The sequence below is a fragment of the Mycolicibacter sp. MU0102 genome, assembly GCF_963378105.1.
Lineage (GTDB): Bacteria > Actinomycetota > Actinomycetes > Mycobacteriales > Mycobacteriaceae > Mycobacterium > Mycobacterium holstebronense.
Genome location: NZ_OY726398.1, coordinates 225,089 through 249,645, shown reverse-complemented (window position 1 = coordinate 249,645; position 24,557 = coordinate 225,089). Strand labels below are relative to the sequence as shown.

Here is a 24,557-nt window from a genome sequence, read left to right as displayed (position 1 = left end):
CGATCACACGAAGGGTTAGCGAGAATTCATGGTTGAAGTCGAACGGCACTCCTACGACGTGGTCGTGATCGGTGCCGGGGGCGCTGGCCTGCGCGCGGTCATCGAAGCCCGCGAGCAGGGCCTGAGCGTTGCGGTGGTGTGTAAGTCGCTGTTCGGCAAGGCACACACCGTGATGGCCGAGGGCGGTTGCGCGGCGTCGATGGGCAACGTCAACTCCAAGGACAACTGGCAGGTGCACTTCCGCGACACCATGCGCGGCGGGAAGTTCCTCAACAACTGGCGGATGGCCGAGTTGCATGCCCGGGAAGCACCCGAGCGGGTCTGGGAACTGGAGACCTACGGTGCGCTGTTCGACCGCACCCCCGACGGAAAGATCAACCAGCGCAACTTCGGCGGCCACACCTATCCGCGGTTGGCCCACGTCGGTGACCGCACCGGCCTGGAGTTGATCCGCACCATGCAGCAGAAAGTGGTCTCTCTGCAGCAGGACGACTTCGCGGAGTTCGGCGACTACGAGGCCCGGATCAAGATCTTCCACGAGTGCACGATCACCGAACTGCTCAAAGACGAAGAGACCGGTGCTATTTCGGGCGCATTCGGCTACTGGCGTGAAGGCGGCAACTTCGTGCTGTTCGAGGCGCCGGCAGTGGTGCTGGCCACCGGCGGCATCGGCAAATCGTTCAAGGTGACGTCGAACTCCTGGGAGTACACCGGCGACGGCCACGCGCTGGCGCTGCGAGCCGGCGCCACGCTGATCAACATGGAGTTCGTCCAGTTCCACCCGACCGGGATGGTCTGGCCGCCCAGCGTGAAGGGGATTCTGGTCACCGAGGGCGTCCGCGGCGACGGTGGGGTGCTCAAGAACTCCGACGGAACCCGGTTCATGTTCGAGTACATCCCGCCGGTGTTCAAGGGTCAGTACGCCGAGACCGAGCAAGAGGCCGATCAGTGGCTCAAGGACAACGACTCGGCCCGCCGCACCCCGGACCTGCTGCCCCGTGACGAGGTGGCCCGCGCCATCAACTCCGAGGTCAAGGCCGGACGCGGGTCGCCGCACGGCGGGGTGTTCCTTGACATCGCCTCTCGGCTGACTCCCGAGGAGATCAAGCGCCGGCTGCCGTCGATGTACCACCAGTTCATGCAGCTCGCCGAGGTCGACATCACCAAGGACGCAATGGAAGTCGGCCCCACCTGCCACTACGTGATGGGCGGTATCGAAGTCGACCCGGACACCGGCGCGGCGGCGGTGCCCGGACTATTCGCCGCCGGCGAATGCTCCGGCGGGATGCACGGTTCCAACCGGCTGGGCGGCAACTCCCTGTCGGACCTGCTGGTGTTCGGCCGTCGCGCCGGTTTGGGCGCGGCGCAGTACGTGCAGGGTCTGAACACTCGACCGGCGGTGACACCGGCAGCGCTGGAGGCCGCAGCCGAGCTGGCATTGGCGCCTTTCCACGGTCCAGCCGGCGGCGGCACACCGGAGAACCCCTACACCCTGCACTCCGAGCTGCAACAGTCGATGAACGACCTGGTCGGCATCATCCGCAATGCCGGCGAGCTGGAGCAGGCCCTGGTCCGCCTTGAGGAATTCAAGGCTCGGTTCGCAGCGGTCACCGTCGAAGGCGGACGGCACTACAACCCGGGCTGGCATCTGGCCGTCGACCTGCGCAACATGCTGCTGGTCAGCGAGTGCGTGGCCAAAGCAGCGCTGCAACGCACCGAGAGCCGCGGCGGGCACACCCGCGACGATCACCCCGGGATGGACTCCAACTGGCGCAAGACCCTGCTGGTCTGCCGAGTCGCGGACAGTAGCGCGGTTCCCGACATCACGATCACCCCGGAGCCCCAGACCGGGATGCGCGAGGACCTGCTGGAGCTGTTCGAGATCTCCGAACTGGAGAAGTACTACACCGACCAAGAGCTGGCGCAACATCCGGGACGGAGAGCGTAATGACACACAACGCCCACCTGCGAGTCTGGCGTGGTGACGTTGACGGCGGTGGACTTGAAGATTTCGAGGTCGAGGTCAACGAGGGCGAGGTGGTGCTCGACGTCATCCATCGCCTGCAGGCCACCCAGACCCCGGATCTGGCGGTGCGCTGGAACTGCAAGGCCGGCAAGTGCGGATCGTGTTCGGCGGAGATCAACGGGTTCCCGCGACTGATGTGTATGACGCGGATGTCGATGTTCGACCCGGCCGAAACGATCACCGTGACCCCGGTGCGGACCTTCCCGGTGGTTCGCGACCTGGTCACCGATGTCTCGTTCAACTACGAGAAGGCCCGCGAGATGCCGGCTTTCAAGCCGCCCGCGGATCTCAAGCCCGGCGAGTATCGGATGCAGCAGGTCGACGTGGAGCGCTCCCAGGAGTTCCGCAAGTGCATCGAATGCTTCCTGTGCCAGAACGTCTGCCACGTCATCCGGGACCACGAGGAGAACAAGCCACGGTTCTCCGGCCCGCGGATGTTCATCCGGCTCGCGGAGTTGGACATGCACCCGCTGGACGCCGCCGACCGGCGTGACTTCGCCCAAGACGACGCCGGTCTCGGACTGTGCAACATCACCAAGTGCTGCACCGAGGTCTGCCCCGAGCACATCACGATCACCGACAACGCAATCATCCCGATGAAGGAACGGGTGGTCGGGAACCGCTATGACCCCGTCGTCTGGCTCGGTCGAAAGATCTTCCGCCGCAAGCCCGACTGACGCTAAGTCCCCAAGAACGTCATCGGGTCGTGTAACACCCGGGTGCCGTCGTGCAGGCTGTCCAGGGTAGCCATGTCGGCCTCGGACAGCTCGAACTCGAACACGTCCAGGTTCGCCGCAACCCGCTCTGGATTCCCGGAACGTGAGATCACGGCGTTGCCGCACTGCAGGTTCCACCGGATCAAGATCTGCGCCGGCGTTCGCCCATGGGCGCTCGCCAGTGCCGTCACGGCGGGGTCATCGAGCAGGCGTCCCACGCCCAGCGGACTGTAGGACTGGGTGACGATTTCCCGGTTGGCGTTGGCGTCACGGAGTTCGGCCTGGTTGAGCCGCGGATGTAGTTCGATCTGGTTGATCGCCGGGGTCACGCCGGTCTCGTCTATCACCTCGGTCAGGTGTTCCTCGGTGAAGTTGCATACCCCGACCGACTGCACCAGGCCGGCGTCGCGGGCCTCGATCATTGCTTGGAAGCTCTCCACGTATCTGCCCAGTTGCGGTGCGGGCCAATGGATGAGGTACATGTCGATGTAGTCCAGACCGAGCTGCTCCAGGCTGCGTTCGCAGGCCTGTTTGGCAGCCGAGTAGCCCTGATTGGATGTGCCCAACTTGGTGCTGACGAACAACTCCGAACGCGGCACACCGGATGCCTCGATCGCCCGTCCCACGACGGCTTCGTTGCCGTAGGACGCGGCGGTGTCGATGAGCCGGCAGCCGCTTTGCAGGGCTGCCAGCACCGATGCCTGCGTCTGTTCGTCGGACAATTTGGCGACTCCCAGACCCAGCACGGGCATGGCCACCTCGTCATTGAGGGCCACCTGGGGAATCGACATGGAAGTATCTGCGGCGGATTCCAACTCGAATGAAATCGTCATCTCTTCGACCCACACTCCGTTACGTTGCCATCATCAGTTACGTGTCGATCAGCTGGGAAACCAGCTGCTAATAGCCAATTTTCGTCTATCTGGCGATTGCCGCGCCGCTGCGGCCACGGAAGCTCAAGCGCTTCTGCACGTCCCGTTCTACCGACGCGCCCGAATGGTGGTCAACAAGTGATAGGCAATAAACGGGCCGCGAAGTGAACTCGCTCACAAGTCTCTTCGCATGACCCGCTACTGCGGAATAGCGGCCAAACCACCTTCACGCTGCAGCATTGCGATCAACGCATCGGCGACTCCGGGTGCGGCGGCGACGCACACCTCGCCGCTGTCGATCTCCGGTCCGGGCAGCACCACCCGCGCCCCAGCCTCGACCGCGATCAGCGCTCCGGCCGCGTAGTCCCACGGCTTGATCCCATGCTCGTAGTACGCGTCCAGCCGCCCGGCAGCAACCATGCACAGATCCAGCGCGGCCGATCCGATCCGGCGTACATCGCGCACTTCTGGCAGCAGCCGGGCAAGCAACGCCGCCTGGGCGGCCCGGCGCCGCGGCGAATAGCCGAACCCGGTACCCAACAGCGCCAGCGACAGCTCGCTCACGTCGGCGCAGCGCAGCCCGGCCGTGCCGTGGCTATCGGCGACCCGTGCGCCCAATCCGGCACCGGCAGAATAGATCCGGCCACCAACGACGTCGGCGACCGCGCCGGCCACCGAGACCCCGCCGATCTGTGCTGCCACCGAAACCGCGTAGGCCGGCACGTCGTACATGAAGTTCACCGTGCCGTCGATCGGGTCGACCACCCAGGTGACGACCCCCGGTTCAGCACCGGAGACGTCGCCAGACCCTCCGCCTTCCTCGCCTAGCACCGCATCACCGGGCCGCAGCCGGCTCAGCCGATCTCGGATGAAGCTCTCGGTCTCGGTGTCGACCACGGTCACCGGATCGGTCGGGCTGCTTTTCGTCTGGACCAGGCCGGAGGACGATTCGACCCCTTCGGCGCCGAACACCTCGGCGCGTCGACGCCGGACGAAGGCGGCGGCGTCGGCCACCAGCGTCTCGGCGGTGGTCCTCAACTGCACGGGGTCGCTACGCAGGGGCGCCATCTGCCCATAGCAACACATCGGCGGGGGTTATCGCACCCCTGGAACGCCCACCGCGATGCCGATCTTAGCCACCGAGGCGGCGAAAACCGCTGCGGTGGAACACGATCGGTGTGATCTCGGGATCGACGGTCAATTCACAGACCCGCAGCACCACGATGGTGTGGTCTCCGGCGGGCACCAGCTGCTCGATCGAGCTGCCTAGCCATACGCCGGTGCCCTTGATGAACACCGCGCCGTCGTTGGTCACCGTCTCCAGCCCGGCGAACCGATCACCGGTCTTGGCCGCGAGGGTGCGCGCCGCGACGTCGTGCGCCTCGCCGAGCACGCTGATGCCCAGCCGGGGCGAGTCCTTGAGCTTTGGCCACGTCTCCGAGGTGTTCTGCACACAGAAGGACACCAACGGCGGCTCCAACGAGACCGGCACGAAGGTGCTGGCCGCCAGGCCGACCCGAACGCCATCGATCTCGGCTGCCACCGCCACGACTCCGGACGGGATATGCCCGAAGGCCTCCCGCAGCGACGACGGGGTCAAGTTGCTCGCGGAACTCACGTGGGGATTCACCGGGGACTCATTCGCCTCGTCTGGTCTGGTCGCCCAGAACCCTACTCGCCAGCCCGCCACCTCGGCAGATCGGCCGCCAACGACCGCATTTTGCGCCAGAGACCAACCGGTTGGTTACCCGATTGAAGGACGTAGCTCACATCAGCTTGCACTATGGCTACTGGCGAGTATATTTCAGGTTACGTTACTGGTGGGTAACTTAAGCCTGAGTACCCAACCACAGGTGGCATTCCATGAGGAGGAAGTAGTGAGCCACTACAAGAGCAATGTCCGTGACCAGGTGTTCAACCTGTTCGAGGTGCTGGGCCTGGACCAGGTCTTCGGCGAAGGCGACTACGCCGACCTGGACGTCGACACCGCTCAAGAGATGCTCGGCGAGATGGTCCGCCTGGCCGAGGGCCCGATCGCCGAGTCCTTCGTCGACGGCGACCGCAACCCGCCGGTGTTCGACCCGGCCACCCACTCGGTGACGTTGCCCGAGTCCTTCAAGAAGTCGGTGCGCGCCCACCTGGAAGGCGGCTGGGACCGGGTCGGGGTCATCGAGGAGCTCGGCGGCATACCGATGCCCAAGGTCCTGATGTGGGCCCTGCAGGAGCACATCCTGGGTGCCAACCCCGCGGTGTGGATGTACGGCGGTGGCGCCGGCTTCGCCAACATCTTCTACAACATCGCCACCGAAGAGCAGAAGAAGTGGGCCATCCTCGCCGCCGAGCGTGGCTGGGGTTCGACCATGGTGCTGACCGAGCCGGACGCCGGCTCCGACGTGGGCGCCGGCCGCACCAAGGCCGTCCAACAAGAGGACGGCTCGTGGCACATCGACGGCGTCAAGCGGTTCATCACCTCGGCTGACTCCGACGACCTGTTCGAGAACATCTTCCACCTGGTGCTGGCCCGCCCGGAGGGCGCCAAGCCCGGCACCAAGGGTCTGTCGCTGTTCTTCGTGCCGAAGTTCCTCTTCGACTTCGAAACCGGTGAGCTCGGCGAGCGCAACGGTGCCTTCGTGACCAACGTCGAGCACAAGATGGGCCTGAAGGTCTCGGCCACCTGTGAGCTGACCTTCGGCCAGCACGGCGTACCGGCCAAGGGCTGGCTGGTCGGCGAGGTGCACAACGGCATCGCGCAGATGTTCGACGTGATCGAGCAGGCCCGGATGATGGTCGGTACCAAGGCCATCGCGACGCTGTCCACCGGTTACCTCAACGCGCTCGAGTACGCCAAGGAGCGGGTGCAGGGCGCCGACCTGACCCAGATGACCGACAAGGCCGCGCCGCGGGTGACCATTACCCACCACCCGGACGTCCGCCGGTCGCTGATGACCCAGAAGGCCTACGCCGAGGGTCTGCGCGCGCTGTACATGTTCACCGCCACCTTCCAGGACGAGGCGGTCGCCAAGGCACTGCACGGCGTCGACGCCGACCTGGCGGTCAAGATCAACGACCTGATGCTGCCGATCGTCAAGGGTGTCGGCTCCGAGCAGGCCTACGCCAAGCTCACCGAGAGTCTGCAGACCCTGGGTGGCTCGGGCTTCCTGCAGGACTACCCGATCGAGCAGTACATCCGTGACGCCAAGATCGACTCGCTCTACGAGGGCACCACGGCAATTCAGGCGCAGGACTTCTTCTTCCGCAAGATCATCCGCGACAAGGGCGCTGCACTGGGCCATGTCGCGGGCGAGATCGAGACGTTCATCAAGAACGAGACCGGCAACGGGCGGCTGAAGGCCGAGCGGGAACTGCTGGCCACCGCGCTGGCCGACGTGCAGGGCATGGCCGCGACGCTGACCGGTTACCTGATGGCCGCGCAGGAGGACATCTCCAGCATCTACAAGGTCGGCCTGGGTTCGGTGCGCTTCCTGATGAGCGTCGGCGATCTGATGATCGGCTGGCTGCTGGCCCGCCAGGCCGCGGTGGCCGTGGAGAAGCTTGACGGCGGTGCCGAGGGTGCCGACCGCTCCTTCTACGAGGGCAAGATCGCGGTGGCGTCGTTCTTCACCAAGAACTTCCTGCCATTGCTGACCAGCACTCGCTCGGTGATCGAGAACATCGACAACGACATCATGGAGCTCGACGAAGCGGCGTTCTAAACGCTGAGCACAGACCGCGCAGGCCCCCGGGGAGACCCCTTGGGGGCCTGCTGCATTTTTGGGGCTGGACCGGGACGACGCGGGTTGTCCTGATTTGTGGGATGTATGTCGTAGACGCCACCGGGTCCGGCGTCCGACACTGATGCCATGACACGGACCGTCGTCATCCTCGGCTACCCCGGCATCCAGGCGCTGGATGTTTTCGGGCCCGCGGAGGTCTTCGCCACCGCGACGCTGGTCCTGCTCGGTCAGGGCCGCGAGGACGCCGGCTACCAGGTGACGGTGGCGAGCGTCGACGGCGCATCGATCGCCACCAGCAGCGGGCTGGCGCTTGCGCCGAGTCCCCTGCCCGAACCGAGCGAACCCGTCGACACCCTGGTGCTGCCCGGTGGCGTCGGCGTCCACGCGGCGCAGGCCGATCCGGAAACCGTCGAATGGGTTCGCCGCGCCGCGTCCCACACCCGGCGTGTGGTCAGCGTGTGTACCGGTGCTTTTCTGGCCGCGCAGGCGGGTCTACTCGACGGGCGCCGGGCCACCACACATTGGGCATTCGCCGACGCGCTGGCCCGCGAGTTCCCGGCGGTCATCGTCGACCCCGAGCCCATCTTCGTGCGCAGTTCGGCGACGGTGTGGACCGCGGCCGGGGTTACCGCCGGTATCGATCTGGCCTTGGCGTTGGTGGAAGAGGATTACGGAACCGAGGTGGCGCAGACCGCGGCCCGCTGGCTGGTGCTGTATCTGCGGCGGCCCGGCGGCCAGTCCCAGTTCGCGGTTCCCGCTTGGCTGCCGCGATCACGTCGCGCGCCGATCCGTGACGTCCAGGAGCTGATCGAGTCCGAACCCGGTGGCCTACACCGGATTACCGAGCTGGCGTCGCGGGCGTCGATGAGCCCCCGGCACTTCACCCGGGTCTTCACCGACGAGGTGGGCATGGCACCGGGCGCGTACGTGGAGCGGGTGCGCACCGAGGCCGCACGCCGACAACTCGAGGAGACCGACGACACCGTCGTCGCGATCGCCGGACGCTGTGGATTCGGCACCGCGGAAACCCTGCGGCGCACCTTCATTCGCCGCCTCGGCATCTCACCCGATCACTACCGCAAGACCTTCGCCTGAAAGGAAATATCCATGCAGATCGCAATTGTGCTCTACCCCGGATTCACCTCGCTGGACTTCATCGGCCCCTACGAGGTGTTGCGCTGGCTTCCGGATGCGCAGGTGCGCTTCGTGTGGCATGAGCCCGGACCGATCACCGCCGACTCCGGTGTACTGGTGGTCGGGGCAACCCACTCGTTCGACGAGACGCCCTCCCCCGACGTGATTCTGATCCCCGGCGGGATGACGACCATGGAGCATGCCCGCGACCAGAAGCTACTGGACTGGGTCCGGGCCGCCCACCAGACGGCGACGTGGACGGCATCGGTGTGCTCGGGTTCGGTCGTCCTAGGCGCCGCCGGACTGCTCACCGGTAAGCGCGCCACCTCGCACTGGATGGCGCTGCCCGCGCTGAAGACGTTCGGCGCCACCGCCGTCGGCGACGAGCGCATCGTGCACGAGGGGGACATCGTCACCTGTGCGGGGGTATCGGCCGGTATCGATCTGGGTTTGTGGCTGGCCGGCCAGATCGGCGGGGAGGGCCGCGCCAAGGCGATTCAGTTGTCGATGGAGTACGACCCGCAGCCGCCATTCGACTCCGGCCACACCTCGAAGGCATCGGTGCAGACCAAGGCGGCGGCCACCGCGCTGATGGCCAGGGAGCTGGCGAAGCCGGCCCAGCTGAAGGCCAGCGCGCTGCTGCTGTGGGATCAGGCGATCGGCGCGGTTCGCAACCGGCGGACCCAAACGGTCCGCCGCTGAATCCCCTCAGTTCAGCGGCGGACCGGGCAGGTTGCTTCGCGCTGCCACCGGGGGCCCGCGGCCACACGAAGCGAACCGATGTCTCGACTACCCGGCGACGACGCGTATCAAACGTCGATCGTCGCGCCTGCTGCGCTATCGGCGCCGACCCGGCGCTACCCCTCGAGGATGGCGGCCACGCCCTGGCCGCCGGCGGCGCAGATCGAGATCAGCGCACGCACCGGCTTGTTCTTCGCTGCGCCCTTCTTGGCGGCCTTGGCTTCGGCGATCTGCTTGGCCGCCTGCGCCACGATCCGGCCGCCGGTGGCCGCGAACGGGTGCCCCGAGGCCAGCGACGACCCGTTGACGTTGAGCTTGGACCGGTCGATGGCGCCCAGCGCCGAATCCAGTCCCAGCCGCTCCTTGCAGTACTCCTCGGACTCCCAGGCCTGCAGGTGGCACAACACCGTGGCGGCGAAGGCCTCGTGGATCTCGTAGAAGTCGAAGTCCTGCAGGGTCAGTCCGTTTCGAGCCAACAGCCGCGGCACCGCATAGGTCGGAGCCATCAGCAGGCCGTCGGCGCCGTTGACGTAGTCCACCGCGGCAGTCTCGGCATCGACGAAGTACGCCAACGGGGTCAGCTTGTGCGCGGCGGCCCACTCCTCGCTGGCCAGCAGTGCCACCGACGCACCGTCGGTGAGCGGGGTGGAGTTGCCCGCGGTCATGGTGGCGTCACCGGCCTTCGCGCCGAACACCGGCTTGAGCGTGGCCAGCTTCTCCGGGCTGGACTGGGGCCGCAGGTTGTCGTCGCGGTAGAGCCCCTGAAACGGCGTGACAAGGTCGTCGAAGAAGCCGCGGTCATAGGCGGCGGCCATGTTGCGGTGGCTGGCTGCGGCCAGTTCGTCCTGGTCGACCCGCTTGATCCCCATCTGCTTGGTGGTGATGGCCTGGTGCTCGCCCATCGACAGGCCGGTGCGGGTCTCTTTGTTGGCCGGGATTTCCACGCCCAGCGCGGCGGGCAGCTTGCCGGCCAGCTTGAGGCGCTGCAGGTTCGACTTCGACCGGCGCAGCGCAAGCAGCGTGCGGCGCAGTTCATTACCGATCGCCAGGGGCGCGTCCGAGGTCGTGTCGACCCCGCCGGCAGCGGCCACCTCGTAGCGACCGGCGGCGATCCCGTCGGCGGCGCAGATCGCCGCCTGCAGCCCGGTGCCACAGGCCTGCTGCAGGTCGAAGGCCTGCGTGTAGGGCGACAGCGCCGAGCCCAGCACCGATTCGCGGATCAGGTTGAAGTCGCGGCTGTGCTTGAGCACCGCCCCGCCGATCACCGCGTCGAGCTTCTCGCCGGCCAGGCCGAACCGATCGATGAGGCCGCCCAGCGCAGCGGTGAACATGTCCTGATTGGACGCGTTCGCGTAGGCACCGTCGGAGCGCGCGAACGGAATGCGGTTGCCCCCGAGGACGGCGACACGGCGTCGCGTGCCGGCGGTTGCCTCGGCAGGTTTAGCAGCAGATGCAGATGCCACGATCTCTCGTCTCTGATGGTGGGTCCCCTCGCATTGCCGGGGACCGTCGGGCTGATACTACCCAGTATTCTTACTCTGGAGTAAGTTCGTTGTCGACACCGTGGCCCGCACCAGGCACGTCCCCACATGGAAGGCAGCACCATGCCCCCCAAGGCCCCCAAGCTCTCCTCGGACCTGTTGTCCCAGATCCTGGGCTCGACCCCCGGATCGTTCCTGTCCAAACAGCTCGGCGTTCCGCAGGCTGAGACCCTGCGCCGTTACCGGGTCGGCGAGCCGGCACTGGCCGGACCCCTGCTGATCGGCGGGGCGGGCCGGGTGGCCGAGCCGCTGCGGGCCGCATTGGCCGACGACTACGAGCTGGTCGGTGACAACCTGGGCGGCCGTTGGGCCGACTCGTTCGGCGGGCTGGTCTTCGACGCCACCGGTATCACCTCCCCCGCCGAGCTGACCCAGCTGCACGAGTTCTTCACTCCGCTGCTGCGCAACGTGGGCCGCTGCGGCCGGTTGGTCGTCGTCGGCACCACGCCCGAGGCCACTGGCAGCGCCGACGAGCAGATCGCCCAGCGCGCACTGGAGGGCTTCACCCGCTCGCTGGGCAAGGAACTGCAGCGCGGTGCCACCGTGCAGCTGGTGTACCTGTCGCCGGACGCCAAGCCCGGGGCCACCGGCTTGGAATCGACGCTGCGCTTCATCCTCTCGGCCCGCTCGGCCTACGTCGACGGCCAGGTGTTCTACGTAGGCGCCGACGACGCCACCGCCCCCGCCGACTGGGACCGCCCCTTGGAGGGCAAGGTCGCGATCATCACCGGCGCGGCACGCGGCATCGGTGCCACCATCGCAGAGGTGTTCGCCCGCGACGGCGCCAAGGTGGTGGCGATCGACGTGCCGGCCGCCGCCGAGGCGCTGGAGAAGACGGCCTCCCGGGTGGGCGGGACCGCGCTGGCCCTGGACGTCACCGCCGACGACGCGGTGGACCAGATCGCCGCGCACCTCGCCGAGCACCATGGGGGCAAGGCCGACGTGCTGGTCAACAACGCCGGTATCACTCGCGACAAGTTGCTGGCCAACATGGACGACGCCCGGTGGAACGCGGTTCTGGCAGTCAACCTGCTTGCGCCGCAGCGTCTTACCGAAGGGCTGGTCGCCAACGGCAGCATCGGAGAGGGCGGCCGGGTGATCGGCCTGTCGTCGATGGCCGGGATCGCGGGCAACCGCGGCCAGACCAACTACGCGGCCACCAAGGCCGGCATGATCGGCCTGACCGAGGCGCTGGCTCCGACGCTGGCCAAGAAGGGCGTCACGATCAATGCCGTCGCCCCGGGGTTCATCGAAACCGAGATGACGGCGGCGATCCCGCTGGCCACCCGCGAGGTCGGGCGTCGGCTCAACTCGCTGTTCCAGGGCGGCCAGCCCGTCGACGTCGCCGAGTTGATCGGCTACTTCGCCAGCCCGGCGTCGAATGCGGTCACCGGCAACACCATCCGGGTCTGCGGCCAAGCCATGCTGGGGGCGTGAGACGCATGTCCCAACCCAGTGGCATGAGAAACATGGTGCGTGCGGTCGCCGGGGCGCTGCCGTTCATTCCGCGCACGCAAACCCTGCCGAACCGGACGCTGCGCGTCGACGAGCTGGCTATCGACCCCAACCACGTCGCCGCCTACGCGGCGGTCACCGGGCTGCGTTTCGCGGATCAGGTCCCGCTGACCTACCCCTTCGCGCTGACGTTCCCGACCGTGATGGAACTGGCGACCGGGTTTGACTTCCCCTTCGCCGCAATGGGTTCGGTGCACACCGAGAACCGGATCACCCGCTACCGCCCGATTGCGGTCACCGACACCGTCGGAGTGACGGTACGGGCAGAGAACCTGCGGGAACACCGCAAGGGCCTGTTGGTCGACATCGTCACCGACATCACCGTGGGCAACGACCCGGCCTGGCATCAAGTGACGACGTTCTTGCACCAGCAGCGCACCAGCCTGTCCGACGAGCCGAAGCCGCCGCCGGCCAAGCAGCCCAAGCTGGGCCCGCCCAGCGCGGTGCTGCGAGTGACCCCGGGCCAGATTCGCCGCTACGCGTCGGCCGGCGGCGATCACAACCCGATCCACACCAGCTCGATCGGCGCCAAGCTCTTCGGCTTCCCCACCGCGATCGCACACGGGATGTTCTCAGCGGCAACGGTTCTGGCCAACATCGAAGGCGCGCTTCCGGACGCGGTGGACTACACGGTGCGGTTCGGCAAGCCGATGCTGCTGCCGGCAAGCCCCGGCCTCTACATCGACAAGGTTGACGGCGGATGGGATCTGGCGCTGCGCAATGTCGCCAAGGGCTACCCCTACTTGACCGGGGCGGTGCGGGCGCTGTAGCCGGCACCGCCGTTACCCCTTAGGCGTTGTCGACCGCGAGGCCGGCCGCCCTCAACAGGTTCGCCTTGCTGGCTTCCCAGCGAGTACTGACGACCTCGATCCCCCAGACCGGGATCGACATCACCAGGCCGCGGACCACCACCATCACCGTGTCCATATAGGCCGGCGCAGAGAAGCCCGGGGCAGCACCGGGTAGCGCTTCGGCGGAGGCCACTGCCAGGCCGTAGATGTGCTGCTCCAACGACTTCACCGTCTCGGCGACCTGTGAATCCGTCCAACACGCAGCCCACAGGTGAGCCACCGAAAGTGCGTGCGGGGTGGTGAATTCGCGCCAGATCAGGTCGAGGTAGCCCTCCAGGTCAAGCGTGGCGGCCGCCGCCGTCTCTTCGAAGTGGATGCGGGCCTGATTGGCGAGTTCGAAGGCGAGCTGAGCGACCGCCGCTGTCACCAGATCATCGCGGGTCGGGAAGTGATACATCACCGTGCTTTGCGAGACGTTCGCGGCGCCGGCGACTCGGCGCGTCGTCACCGCGACGACCCCCTCGGTCCGCAGCAGTTCGACCGCGGCGCCCACCAATGCCTGACGCGTCGCGGCGCGCTGCTCGGCCCGCGTGCCATTTTTCATTGGGATTCCCCTATTGTATTAACAGGTCCGCCACAGCTAATCTGACTGATCAGATGAACAGTCAACTACGGCTCGGTCGTCATTTCCGCTGCTCAGGCCTGAAGACCTTGCCAAAGGCATTGTAAGGACACACCGATGACCTTCGCGTTTCGTCTCGAGAACAACCGACGGCCGCTGCAGGCGCTCGCCGTACCGCTGGCCATCACCTCCGCCGTCACCCTGGGCCTGTCCCCGGCCCTGCACGCAGTATCGACCACTGAGTGGAAAACCGTTGCGGCCCAGGTGAAATTGCTGGACACCCAGGCATGGATCATGGGCGGCAGCGGCCTGCCGATCCCGCCCCAGAGCTACATGGACGCGCTCTTTGCCCGCTACATCGACCCCACCACACCGTTCTTCGACGGCCAGCCCCGCTACCCGGTGGATGCGGTGAACGGCCTGGTCACACCGGAAGGCCTCTACCCCAACAGCGGTGTCAAGAGCCTGGAGCTGGATCCGTCGCTCGCCCAGGGCGTCACCATCCTGCACGACACGATCAACAAGCAGATCGCGGAGGGGAACAACCTCGTCGTACTGGGCTACTCGCAGAGCAGCACCATTTCCACCGTCGTGATGCGCGATCTGTTGGCGCTGCCACCCGACCAACAGCCGACCGCCGACCAGCTGTCCTTCGTACTGCTCGGCGCCCCCAACAATCCCAACGGCGGCCTGTTCGAGCGTTTCGATGTCTTGACCGATGGCAGCTACCCGACCATCCCGAGCCTGGGCATCACGTTCAACGGCGCGATCCCGGACGGTACCCCGTGGGACACCTCCGTCTACACGCTGGAATACGACGGCTACGCCGACTTCCCGAAGTACCCGATCAATTTCCTGGCCGACCTCAACGCTGTCCTGGGCATCATCTACGAGCACACGATCTACCCGACTCTGACCGCCGAGCAGCTCGCGGGGGCTATCGAATTGCCGATGAGCGAGGGTTACGACGGAAACACCCACTACTTCATGATTCCCAGCGAGATCCTGCCGTTGTTGATGCCGCTGCAGTCGATCCCGCTCATCGGCCAGCCGATCTACGACCTACTGGAGCCGGCCATGCGGGTCCTGGTGAACCTCGGCTACGGCAGCATCACCGAAGGCTGGTCTTCCGGCCCGGCCAATGTGGCCGCACCGTTCGAGTTGTTCCCGACCGACCTCGACTGGGGTGAGGTTCTGACGGCGCTGGGCAATGGGGCACAAGAGGGTTGGAACAACTTCGTCGACGATCTGTCGAATCTGTCCTTTCCCAGCGCAGCCGATTTCCTGGGCGCCTCGGCGGGCGATGTCACGTCGTTCGCGCTGCCCAGCCTCAGCGAACTCGCCAACGCGTTCAGCAGCATCGCGGCGTCGGCCTACGCGACGCTGCTTCCGACTGCCGACATCCTCAACGCCCTGTTCACCACCGCTCCGGCGTACGCATTCGAGGTGTTCGCCCAGGAACTCGCCCAGGGCGACATCATCGACGCCATCGGCCTGCCGATTGCCGGCGTCGTCGGATTGGGCACGCTGGCAGCCGGTTTCGAGTTCCTCGCACTCAACGGTGCGGTCCGCGACATCACCGCGACCATCCAGGATCTCTTCACGGCCTAAAGGCCGCGCCCGACTACCCGGCCGCGGCGGTTTCGGCGCCGTCGCGGCCGCCGGGGGCTTCCTTGAGGCCCCGCCAGAACAGGTCGATCATCAGCTCGCCGGCTTCGTCGACGCCGGTATCGCCGGTGCTGACCCGGCTCGCGATCGCCTCACCGGCGCCCACCAGCGCGACCGCCATCAACTCGAAGTCGACGCCGGGTTCGGGCTTGCGCGTGCCGGCCCGCAACAGCCGGCCGACCAGCTCGATGATTCGCTCGCGGCCCTCGCGCACGGTGTGGGCGAACGCCTGCGAACTGGTGGCTTGGGTGTACATCACGATCCACGACGCCCGGTTGGCGTCGATGTAGCGCAAGAAAGCACGAATCGTATTGCGCAGCATGTCTTTCGGGGGCTGCTGAAAGTCGATTTCGGTGCGCACCGATTCGACGAAGCGGCGCAGCTCGCGGTCCAGACATGCCCCGAACAGTTCTTCTTTGGAGCCGTAGTACAGGTAGAGCATCGGCTTGGAGATCTGCGCGGCCGCGGCGATCGAATCCATGGAGGTCTCGTGGTAGCCGTTGACCGAGAACATCTGCACCGCGGCGTCGAGCATCTGCTGTTCGCGCACGGCCCGCGGTAACCGCTTGCTACCAGCTGCCATCGCCTCGAGGTCCTTCCGCGCTCCCCCTCGGCCCGATCTTACCGAAGAGTAACTTGTGTGGTGCTCGTGCCGCCGGAATCACCCGTGGCAGTGTGTACCGGGCTTCTTGACCGCGGCGACGCGCGCCAGCGACGCGTCGACGGCTTCCTGCTTCAGCTCGCCGGCGGACACCGCCTGCTCCAGCCGGTCCAACACCGCGGGCACCTCATCGGTGGTGACCCACAGCGCGATGTCGACACCGGCCTGAAGGCTGCGCAACACCGCCTCGGCGACCCCGTAGTGCTCGGTGATCGCCGCCATCGACGACAGGTCGTCGCTGAACACCGGGCCGTCGAACGCCGGGCCGTGATAGTCGGTGCCGGTGCGCAGCAGCTTGACCGCCGCCGGGCTCAGGCTGGCTGGATCCTCGGTCAGCCCGGGCACCTCCAGGTGGCCCATCATCACCGCCACCGGCGCCTCGGTGACCAGCGTGCGGTAGGGCACCAAGTCGTTGTCCTGCAACTGCGCCAAGGGCGGTGTGACGACCACGCCGGCGGTGTGCGAGTCACCGGAACCATGGCCGTGGCCGGGGAAGTGCTTGAGCACCGGCAGCAGCCCGGCGTCCCGCAAACCCTGCGCGTAGGCGCCGGCGTACTCGGTGACCTTGGCCGGGTCCGAACCGAACGAACGGTCACCGATCACGGTGTCTTCGTCGGTGTCGGCGTCCACCACGTCGACAACCGGAGCGAAGTCGACGGTGATGCCCAGGTCAGCCATTTTGCGGCCCCGTTCGGCGGCCAACTCACGTACCTGCGCGACGCTGTTGGTCTGCGCCAGCTCCTTCGCCGACGGCGACTTCCCGATCAGCGACGACAACCGCGAAACCCGGCCGCCCTCCTCGTCCACGCTGACCGCCAGCGGCAGCGGGCCGGTGGAAGCCTGGCTTTCTTTGATCTCCTTCAGCGAGCCGTCGGTGAGCATGGACAGCTCGGTCCAGCTGCCGATGAAGATGCCGCCGACATGGTGATCGGTGACCACCGCGCGGGCGTCGGCCGCGTCGCGGACCCCCACCATCACCAGCTGCGCCAGCTTGTCGCGGACCGACAGGGCCGACACCTGCGCACACACCGGGTCCACCGGCGCGGAGGCCGTCGCGCTAGCCGCCGCCTTCGAAGAGGAAGTGTCAGACGACGGTGCGGGCGTCTCGTCACGGTGCGAGCACGACGTCACGAGTGCCGGCAGCACCGCGGCGGCCAGCAGCAGACCGGGCAGTTGTCGAGTCAGCGATCCAGGCATCGCACCATGCTGTCACGGCCGGAACCGTGGGGCTCATGCGGCGGTCCCAGCTTCGCCTCTCCTACGTCGAGCCTCACTGAACCGTGGGGCTCATGCGGCGGTCCCAGCTTCGCCTCTCCTACGTCGAGCCTCACTGAACCGCCGGCTACGCACGGCCCACGTGCTACGTTGGCGGTCGGGGCCCAAGCGGGGGCTGATCTTGATGGCGCCCCTGACCTACGTCACGAGAGTGCAGAAGGAGCCTGACCATGCCTCGGTTCGTGGTGCCGGCCGCCATAAGCATCGTCGTGGGGGTATTGCTGGGTGCGGCGGCCGTCTTCGGGGTCACGCTGATGGTGCAACAAGACACCAAGCCGCAGATCGCCGGAGGCGACCCGCAGTCCTCGGTGCTGAACAGGGTGGAATACGGCAACCGCGGCTGACCTGCGGACCCCGGCAACGCCTGACCTTCCGCCGGCAAAGCCGCAGGCTGTAACACCGTTGTCCCGGCGCTGGTTGTGGCTGGTCGGCGCCGTCTCTCTGACTTTCAGCCTGCTGCAGGATCCCGGACGGATCTCTCCGGACACCAAGCTCGATCTGACCATCGCTCCGCTGCGGTTTCTGGCTCGTGCCGCCAACCTGTGGAGTAGCGAACTGCCGTTCGGCCAGGTGCAGAACCAGGCATACGGCTACTTGTTCCCGCACGGCACCTTCTTCCTGGCCGGTGATCTGCTGGGGCTGCCCGGCTGGATCGTTCAACGGCTGTGGTGGGCGGTGCTGCTCACGGTGGGGTTCTGGGGCCTGCTGCGGGTCGCCGAGACGTTGCGGATCGGGACCCCGACGGCGCGGTTGATCGGCGCCACCGCATTCGCCCTGTCGCCACGAGTGCTCACCACTTTGGGTTCGATCTCTTCCGAGACGCTGCCGATGATGCTGGCCCCCTGGGTGTTGCTTCCGGTCATCCGGGCGTTGGGGGCGCCACGGGATCCCGGCCAGGACACCCCGGAGCGGCCCGCACGGGTGCTGGCCGGACAGGCTGGGGTCGCGGTGGCGTTGATGGGCGCCGTGAACGCGGTAGCGACGCTCGCGGGGTGCTTGCCGGCGATCATCTGGTGGCTGTGTCATCGCCCGAACCGGCGCTGGTGGCGATTCACCGGCTGGTGGCTACTGGCGCTGGCCTTGGCGGTGACCTGGTGGGTGGTGGCCCTGCTGCTGCTAGGCAGAGTCAGCCCGCCGTTCCTGGACTTCATCGAATCGGCCGGCGTCACCACCCGCTGGACGTCGCTGACCGAGATGCTGCGCGGCACCCACAGCTGGACACCGTTCGTCGCGCCCAATGCCACGGCCGGGGCGCCGCTGGTCACCCGCCCGGTGATGATCCTGGGTACCTGCCTGGTGGCGGCCGCGGGTCTGGCCGGACTGACCGGCCTGCTGTCTCGGCGCTTGCCCGGCGCCGGACGGCTGGTCACCATGCTGCTGATCGGGGTGACGCTGCTGGCCATCGGCTATGCCGGTGGGCTGGGCTCGCCGCTGGCCCACTCGGTGCAGGCCTTCCTGGACGGAGCCGGGGCGCCGCTGCGCAACCTGCACAAACTCGAGTCGGTGATCCGTATCCCGCTGATTCTGGGGCTCACCCACCTGCTGGGCCGCATCCCGCTGCCGGGCAGCGCGCCGGCACTGGTGTGGCGGCGCGCGTTCGTCCATCCCGAACACCACAAGTCGGCCGCGGTCGGTCTGGTGGTCCTGACGGCGCTGATGGTCTCGACGTCACTGGCCTGGACCGGCCGGCTCACCCCGCCCGGAACATTCAGCGCCCTGCCGCAGTATTGGCGCGACGCGGCGGCTTGGCTCGCCGAACACAACAGTGGCGGCCCCACCCCCGGCCGGGTGCTGGTGGCGCCGGGAGCACCGTTTGCCACGCAGACCTGGGGCACCAGCCACGACGAACCGCTGCAGGTCCTCGACGTCGGCCCGTGGGGGGTGCGCGACTCGATCCCGCTGACCCCGCCGCAGACCATTCGGGCGCTCGACTCGGTGCAGCGCCTGTTCGCCGCCGGGCGCCCGTCGGCAGGGCTGGCCGACACCCTGATCCGACAAGGCATCTCCTATCTGGTGGTGCGCAACGACCTGGATCCCGACAACTCCCGGTCGGCCCGGCCGCTGCTGGTGCACCGCGCTGTCGACGGCTCACCGGGATTAGAACGGGTGGCCCAGTTCGGCGAACCGGTCGGGTCAGGCACCGTCCCGGGATTCGTCGCCGACAGCGGCCTGCGACCGGCCTATCCGGCGATCGAGATCTACCGAGTCGGCGACCCCGCGGCCGCCGCAAACCCGGGCGCGCCGTACCTGACCGACCTCAACGCGATGCCGCGGGTCGACGGGGGCCCGGAGGTGTTGCTGCGACTCGACGAACACCGCCGGTTGCGCGGTGAGCCGGCGCTGGGCCCGGTGCTGATGACCGCCGACGCCCGGCGCGCGGACTTGGGCACGCCGGTGGTCACCGTCACCGACACCCCCCTGGCTCGCGAGACCGACTACGGCCGGGTCGATGACCATTCGTCGACGATCCGGGCGGCCGGCGACGCCCGGCACACCCACAGTCGGGTACCGGACTATCCGACACCCGGCGCCAGCACGGTGTTCGGCGGCTGGCTCGGCGGCCGGCTCACCGCATCCAGCTCGTCCTCGGACGCCACCACGCTGCCCGACGTCGCACCGTCGACCTCACCGGCCGCCGCCATCGACGGCGACTCGGGAACCGCCTGGGTGTCCAACGCCCTGCAGTCGGCGGTCGGCCAATGGCTGCAGGTGGACTTCGACCATCCGCTGACCAACGGCACCATCACCTTGACACCCAGTGCGACGGCCGTCGGGGCGCAGGTGCGGCGAATACAGATCTCCACGATCAACGGCACCACGACGTTGCGGTTCGACCGCGCCGGCGAGCCCCTGATCGCCGCACTGCCTTACGGCGAAACGCCCTGGGTGCGGATCACCGCGTCGGGCACCGACGACGGCTCTCCCGGCGTGCAGTTCGGCATCACCGATTTGGCAATCACCCAGTACGACGCTTCGGGTTTCGCGCATCCGGTCGACCTGCGCCACACCGCGCTGGTTCCCGCGCCACCCGCGGGCGCTCAAGTGGCGCAGTGGGATTTGGGTGCGGGCTTGCCGGGCCGGACCGGCTGCGCGACAGCCGACGGCGCGGTGCGCTGTGCGGCGTCGATGATGCTGGAGCCCGAGGAGACCGCCACCTTCAGCCGCACCCTGAACGTGCCGCGGCCCATGTCGGTGACCCCGACCGTGTGGGTACGACCGCGTCAGGGCCCGAACCTGGTCGACCTGATCGCCGAGCCAGGCGCCTTACGCGCCCGCGGCGACGCCGACGTGCTCGACGTGCAGGGGTCGGCGTATGCCGCGGCCGACGGTGACCCGGGCACGGCGTGGACGGCGTCGCAGCGAGTGGTCGCGCACCGATCCCCGCCGACCCTGACCATCACTTTGCCGCGGCCGGTCAAGGTGACCGGGGTGCGGTTCACTCCCAGTCAATCTCCGCTGCCGGCGCATCCCACGCTGGTGGCCGTCGACCTGGGCTCCGGCCCTCAGGTCCGGGAACTGGGGGAATCCGATGATCAGCAGGTGCGCTTGCTGCCGCGGGTCACCGACACGGTCACGATCAGCCTGCTGGCGTGGGAGGACGTGATCGACCGCACCGCGATCGGCTTCGATCAGCTCAAGCCGCCGGGGCTAGCCGAGGTCAGTGTGCTCGGCGCCGACGGGCGTCCCGTTGCCCCCGCCGATCACGCCCGCAACCGGTCGCGTGCGGTCCACGTCGACTGCGACCATGGGCCGATCATCGCGATCGCCGGCCGGTTCGTGCACACCTCGATCACCACCACTGTCGGCGCGCTGCTCGACGACAAGCCGGTGGCGGCGCAGGCGTGCGATCGGCGTCCGATCGCATTGCCGCCCGGCGCGCAGGAATTGATGATCAGCCCGGGACCGGCGTTCGTCGTCGACGGCGCGACGCTGTCCGGGCCGTCGGCGGCCACGGACGCCGCCGCGACGACACCCGCGGCGCTCGGCACGTGGAGCGCGGACCGGCGTGAGGTGACGGTGCCCCCCGCGGCGGCCGCTCGGGTGCTGGTCGTTCCGGAGAGCATCAACGGCGGGTGGGTGGCGCGCACGTCGGACGGCACGCGCTTGGCTCCGGTGGCGGTCAATGGATGGCAGCAGGGCTTCGTGCTGCCCGCGGGCACCGACGGCCCGATCACGCTGACGTTTGGGCCCAATCGGATGTACCGGCTCGGGATGGCCGGCGGACTGGCTCTGCTACCGCTGCTGGCGTTGCTGGCCTGGTGGCCAGTGCGGCGGCTCCGCGATCCCGGGCCGCCGGTCGCGCCGTGGGGGCCGAGCCGGCGGGTGGCGGCGACCGGTGCGCTGACGGTCGGCTTCTTGATCGCCGGGACCGCCGGGGCGGCGGTGTTCGGCGCCGCGCTCGCGTTGCTGTTCGCATTGCGCCATCGGCAGCGCGCATTTGATGTGGCTCGGCTCGGGTTGAGTGCCGGCGGTCTGATCACGGCGGGCGCGATACTGTGCCGGCATCCCTGGCGGTCGGTGGACGGCTATGCCGGCCATTCGGCGGGGGTGCAGCTGGCGGCCCTGGTCTCGGTAGCGGTCCTCGCGGCCACGGCGGTGGTTGCAGGCGGTGGTCGCAAGCTCGACGGAGTCGAGGGCAGCGGGCCACCGCAATAAGCCCAGCCGACGGAGTCGGGCGAAGCAGACCAGCGCCAGTGACCCAGCTGCCGTCCGAATCGGATATCGCCGGCGCTAGCACCACGCGGCCACCCAACACGCGATAGCGCATGCGATAGCCGATTCGAACAGCACCACATGGTTCCGCCACGGGGCCGGTGGGGCCCACGTGGCACCTGGAGCTACTGCGCGGCTTCGAGCTTCTCGATCTGCGTGTTGAACAACTTCACCAGGTCCTCGGCGTGCGTGGCGTCATCGGATCCGTCGCTCTCTGCACGCAACCCGATGTCGTTGCTGGTCGCCACGACGAGCACCCCGCGGTAATAGCCGGAGATGGTGGAGGCGGTGATCGAGATCGGCAACCGGATGGCGGCCTTGCTCGCGCTGGTGATCACGGTCGCGACCGCCCACGGCGGTACCCCGTCCGCATCCAGCGGGTTCATCTGGATGTCGGTGGTCACCGAGCGCCCACCCTGTTCGAAGGTCTGCTTGAACGTCTGGCACTTCTCCACGAACCGCTTGAGGTTCGGACGGTCCGGCGTCAGGGCCAGTCGCACGCGCATCGTGTGCAGGCCACCGGGCTGCAGCTTGGCCAGCGTCGCCGTCGCGGTCTGCGTGGCCGAGGAGGGACTGGAGTAGAAGTCGGCACACTCGGGCGGGTCGATCGTCAGATTCGGCATGTCCGAGGGCGCGTCACCGGCGCTGTTCACCCCGCTGATCCACTTTCCGCCGGACGGGTCCGGGAACGAGGACCGCTCCACCAGCATCTCCGAAGTCAGATCCTTGATGTCAGGTTTGCGGGACGGCTTGTCCTCGGCCGTGAGTCGACCACCCAGGCTCAGAACCAGCCCGGCGACCACCGCGACCACCACCGCAGCCGCGGCCAGCGACAGCCACAACACCTTGCGTGACCTGGGCTCGGGCGCCGGAACCGGCCACGGCGCACCATAGGTCGGATAGCCTCCGGGAGCCACGCCGACAGCGTCATCCTCCACCCACAGCGCCCAACCCGGGGGCGGGGGCGGCCACGTCGGATCCGGCGCCCAGTTGGCATCCGGCGCCCAGCCCGGGGGCGGGGGCGGCCAGTTGGGCGGTGGGTTGAAACGCATCGGGCGACTCCCGTATCGATGTACTGACGCTGGCTCGTGGCGAGCCTACGCGGTTCGATGGTGGCAGGCTGGACATGCACTCTCACACCGCAGCGCTCCGAAGGAGGCCCGCGTGCCCGCAACACCGATAGCCACGACCAACCCGGCCACCGGCGAAACGGTCAAGACGTTCACCGCCGCCAGCGACGCGGAAGTCGATGCCGCGATCACCCGCGCGGCGAAACGCTTCGTCGACTACCGCCGCACCGATTTCGCTCAGCGCGCCAGATGGATGCACGCTGCCGCTGATCTGCTGGAGGCTGAAGCCGACGAGGTCGCCGCCATGATGACCCTTGAGATGGGCAAGACCTTGACCTCGGCCAAGGCCGAAGCACTCAAGTGCGTCAAGGGCTTCCGCTACTACGCCGACCACAGTGCGGAGTTGCTGGCCGACGAGGTCGCCGACGCGTCGAAGGTCAACGCGTCCAAGGCGTTCGCCCGCTATCAGCCGCTCGGGGTGGTACTGGCAGTGATGCCGTGGAACTTCCCGCTGTGGCAGGCGGTCCGCTTTGCCGCCCCAGCCCTGATGGCCGGAAACGTGGGCCTGCTCAAGCACGCCTCGAATGTGCCGCAGACCGCGCTGTACCTCGCCGACCTGCTGGGCCGCGCCGGTTTCCCGGAGGGCTGCTTTCAGACTCTGCTGATCTCCTCGGGCGCCGTCGAGCGGGTGCTGCGCGACCCGCGGGTAGCGGCGGCAACCCTGACCGGCAGCGAACCCGCCGGGCGTTCGGTCGCCGCCATCGCCGGCGACGAAGTCAAACACACCGTGCTGGAACTGGGCGGCAGCGACCCGTTCATTGTTATGCCCTCCGCCGACCTGGAGTCGGCGGTGCGCACCGCAGTCACCGCGCGGGTGCAGAACAACGGCCAATCATGCATCGCGGCAAAGCGATTCATCGTCCACACCGACATCTACGACGACTTCGTCACCCAGTTCGTCAGCCAGATGTCGGCGCTGCGGGTCGGCGACCCGACCGACCCGGACACCGACGTCGGACCGCTGGCCACCGAATCGGGCCGTGACGAGGTCGCCCAGCAAGTCGATACCGCCGTCGCGGCCGGCGCGGTGATCCGGTGCGGCGGCAAGCGCCTCAACCGCCCGGGCTGGTTCTATCCGCCCACCGTGATCACCGACATCAGCCGGGACATGGCGCTCTTCACCGAGGAGGTGTTCGGCCCGGTGGCATCGGTGTACCGCGCCGCCGACATCGACGAGGCCATCGAGATCGCCAACGCCAGCCCGTTCGGGCTGGGGTCCAATGCCTGGACCCGCGATGCGGCGGAGATCAGCCGGTTTGCCGATGAGATCGAGGCCGGCCAGGTCTTCATCAACGGGATGACAGTCTCCTACCCGGAACTGCCGTTCGGCGGGATCAAGCGATCCGGGTACGGCCGGGAACTCTCGGGTCACGGCATCCGGGAGTTCTGCAACCTCAAGACGGTCTGGGTGGCCTGAC

Annotated in this window: 19 protein-coding genes; 11 read left to right on the top strand and 8 right to left on the bottom strand. The window is 67.7% G+C overall.

The genetic code is table 11. The features are described from left to right. Positions 1-28: 28 nt before the first annotated feature. Both RCP37_RS01175 and RCP37_RS01170 read left to right on the top strand, forming a co-directional pair. Entirely contained in the window at positions 29-1,948 is a 1,920-nt protein-coding gene (locus RCP37_RS01175; RefSeq protein WP_308485237.1) for a fumarate reductase/succinate dehydrogenase flavoprotein subunit, read from the top strand. Further along, the gene (locus tag RCP37_RS01170; protein WP_308485236.1) at positions 1,948-2,703 is read left to right on the top strand and encodes a succinate dehydrogenase/fumarate reductase iron-sulfur subunit; all 756 of its coding nucleotides are present in this window, start codon (positions 1,948-1,950) and stop codon (positions 2,701-2,703) included. Before RCP37_RS01175 ends, RCP37_RS01170 begins: the two co-directional genes overlap by 1 nt. Positions 2,704-2,705: 2 nt before the next feature. Here RCP37_RS01170 and RCP37_RS01165 read toward each other — a convergent pair whose 3' ends face one another. The 3 genes from RCP37_RS01165 to RCP37_RS01155 form a co-directional block, all read right to left on the bottom strand. Beyond that, complete coding sequence (locus RCP37_RS01165; protein WP_308485235.1) at positions 2,706-3,575, bottom strand: aldo/keto reductase; 870 nt, start codon at positions 3,573-3,575, stop codon at positions 2,706-2,708. Between the two features lie 237 nt (positions 3,576-3,812). Next, positions 3,813-4,682 (bottom strand): inositol monophosphatase family protein, encoded by an 870-nt coding sequence (locus tag RCP37_RS01160; RefSeq protein ID WP_308485234.1) that lies wholly within the window; start codon positions 4,680-4,682, stop codon positions 3,813-3,815. Between the two features lie 64 nt (positions 4,683-4,746). Further along, complete coding sequence (locus RCP37_RS01155) at positions 4,747-5,232, bottom strand: flavin reductase family protein (protein WP_308487228.1); 486 nt, start codon at positions 5,230-5,232, stop codon at positions 4,747-4,749. A gap of 259 nt (positions 5,233-5,491) precedes the next feature. Between RCP37_RS01155 and RCP37_RS01150 the strand changes: the two genes are divergently transcribed. The 3 genes from RCP37_RS01150 to RCP37_RS01140 all read left to right on the top strand — a co-directional run bounded on the left by RCP37_RS01150 (position 5,492) and on the right by RCP37_RS01140 (position 9,184). Further along, a complete protein-coding gene (locus RCP37_RS01150; RefSeq protein ID WP_308485233.1) occupies positions 5,492-7,327 on the top strand; it encodes an acyl-CoA dehydrogenase in 1,836 nt (611 codons plus the stop codon). Between the two features lie 147 nt (positions 7,328-7,474). Then, entirely contained in the window at positions 7,475-8,443 is a 969-nt protein-coding gene (locus RCP37_RS01145; RefSeq protein WP_308485232.1) for a GlxA family transcriptional regulator, read from the top strand. Between the two features lie 12 nt (positions 8,444-8,455). Further along, positions 8,456-9,184, top strand: coding sequence for a DJ-1/PfpI family protein (locus RCP37_RS01140; protein ID WP_308485231.1), 729 nt, complete (start codon positions 8,456-8,458; stop codon positions 9,182-9,184). A 155-nt stretch (positions 9,185-9,339) separates the two neighbouring features. On the opposite strand, the gene RCP37_RS01135 is transcribed toward RCP37_RS01140, so the two are convergent. After that, positions 9,340-10,686, bottom strand: a complete 1,347-nt coding sequence (locus RCP37_RS01135; RefSeq protein ID WP_308485230.1) for an acetyl-CoA C-acetyltransferase — start codon at positions 10,684-10,686, stop codon at positions 9,340-9,342. A gap of 141 nt (positions 10,687-10,827) precedes the next feature. On the opposite strand from RCP37_RS01135, the gene RCP37_RS01130 reads away from it, so the two are divergent. Further along, positions 10,828-12,201, top strand: a complete 1,374-nt coding sequence (locus tag RCP37_RS01130; RefSeq protein ID WP_308485229.1) for a 3-oxoacyl-ACP reductase — start codon at positions 10,828-10,830, stop codon at positions 12,199-12,201. A gap of 5 nt (positions 12,202-12,206) precedes the next feature. Then, the gene (locus RCP37_RS01125) at positions 12,207-13,049 is read left to right on the top strand and encodes a MaoC/PaaZ C-terminal domain-containing protein (RefSeq protein ID WP_308487227.1); all 843 of its coding nucleotides are present in this window, start codon (positions 12,207-12,209) and stop codon (positions 13,047-13,049) included. A 19-nt stretch (positions 13,050-13,068) separates the two neighbouring features. Here the strand turns inward: RCP37_RS01125 and RCP37_RS01120 are convergent, their stop codons facing one another. Beyond that, positions 13,069-13,674 carry a TetR/AcrR family transcriptional regulator gene (locus RCP37_RS01120; protein ID WP_308485228.1) on the bottom strand — a complete coding sequence of 202 codons (606 nt, stop codon included), beginning with the start codon at positions 13,672-13,674 and terminating at the stop codon, positions 13,069-13,071. Between the two features lie 135 nt (positions 13,675-13,809). On the opposite strand from RCP37_RS01120, the gene RCP37_RS01115 reads away from it, so the two are divergent. After that, on the top strand, positions 13,810-15,303 hold the full coding sequence (locus tag RCP37_RS01115; RefSeq protein WP_308485227.1) for a PE-PPE domain-containing protein: 1,494 nt from the start codon (positions 13,810-13,812) through the stop codon (positions 15,301-15,303). A 13-nt stretch (positions 15,304-15,316) separates the two neighbouring features. Here RCP37_RS01115 and RCP37_RS01110 read toward each other — a convergent pair whose 3' ends face one another. Further along, positions 15,317-15,943: a TetR/AcrR family transcriptional regulator gene (locus RCP37_RS01110; RefSeq protein WP_308485226.1), complete on the bottom strand. Its 627-nt coding sequence runs from the start codon at positions 15,941-15,943 to the stop codon at positions 15,317-15,319. A gap of 78 nt (positions 15,944-16,021) precedes the next feature. Further along, positions 16,022-17,218 carry a glycoside hydrolase family 3 N-terminal domain-containing protein gene (locus tag RCP37_RS01105; RefSeq protein ID WP_308485225.1) on the bottom strand — a complete coding sequence of 399 codons (1,197 nt, stop codon included), beginning with the start codon at positions 17,216-17,218 and terminating at the stop codon, positions 16,022-16,024. A gap of 248 nt (positions 17,219-17,466) precedes the next feature. Between RCP37_RS01105 and RCP37_RS01100 the strand changes: the two genes are divergently transcribed. Together RCP37_RS01100 and RCP37_RS01095 are read left to right on the top strand one after the other, a co-directional pair. Continuing rightward, the gene (locus RCP37_RS01100) at positions 17,467-17,640 is read left to right on the top strand and encodes a DUF2613 domain-containing protein (RefSeq protein WP_013827163.1); all 174 of its coding nucleotides are present in this window, start codon (positions 17,467-17,469) and stop codon (positions 17,638-17,640) included. Positions 17,641-17,698: 58 nt separating this feature from the next. Further along, a complete protein-coding gene (locus RCP37_RS01095) occupies positions 17,699-21,952 on the top strand; it encodes an alpha-(1->3)-arabinofuranosyltransferase (RefSeq protein ID WP_308485224.1) in 4,254 nt (1,417 codons plus the stop codon). A gap of 182 nt (positions 21,953-22,134) precedes the next feature. Here RCP37_RS01095 and RCP37_RS01090 read toward each other — a convergent pair whose 3' ends face one another. Beyond that, complete coding sequence (locus tag RCP37_RS01090; RefSeq protein WP_308485223.1) at positions 22,135-23,061, bottom strand: hypothetical protein; 927 nt, start codon at positions 23,059-23,061, stop codon at positions 22,135-22,137. Positions 23,062-23,173: 112 nt separating this feature from the next. Here RCP37_RS01090 and RCP37_RS01085 point away from each other — a divergent pair, with 112 nt between their 5' ends. Further along, positions 23,174-24,556: an NADP-dependent succinic semialdehyde dehydrogenase gene (locus RCP37_RS01085; RefSeq protein WP_308485222.1), complete on the top strand. Its 1,383-nt coding sequence runs from the start codon at positions 23,174-23,176 to the stop codon at positions 24,554-24,556. Position 24,557 lies beyond the last annotated feature (1 nt).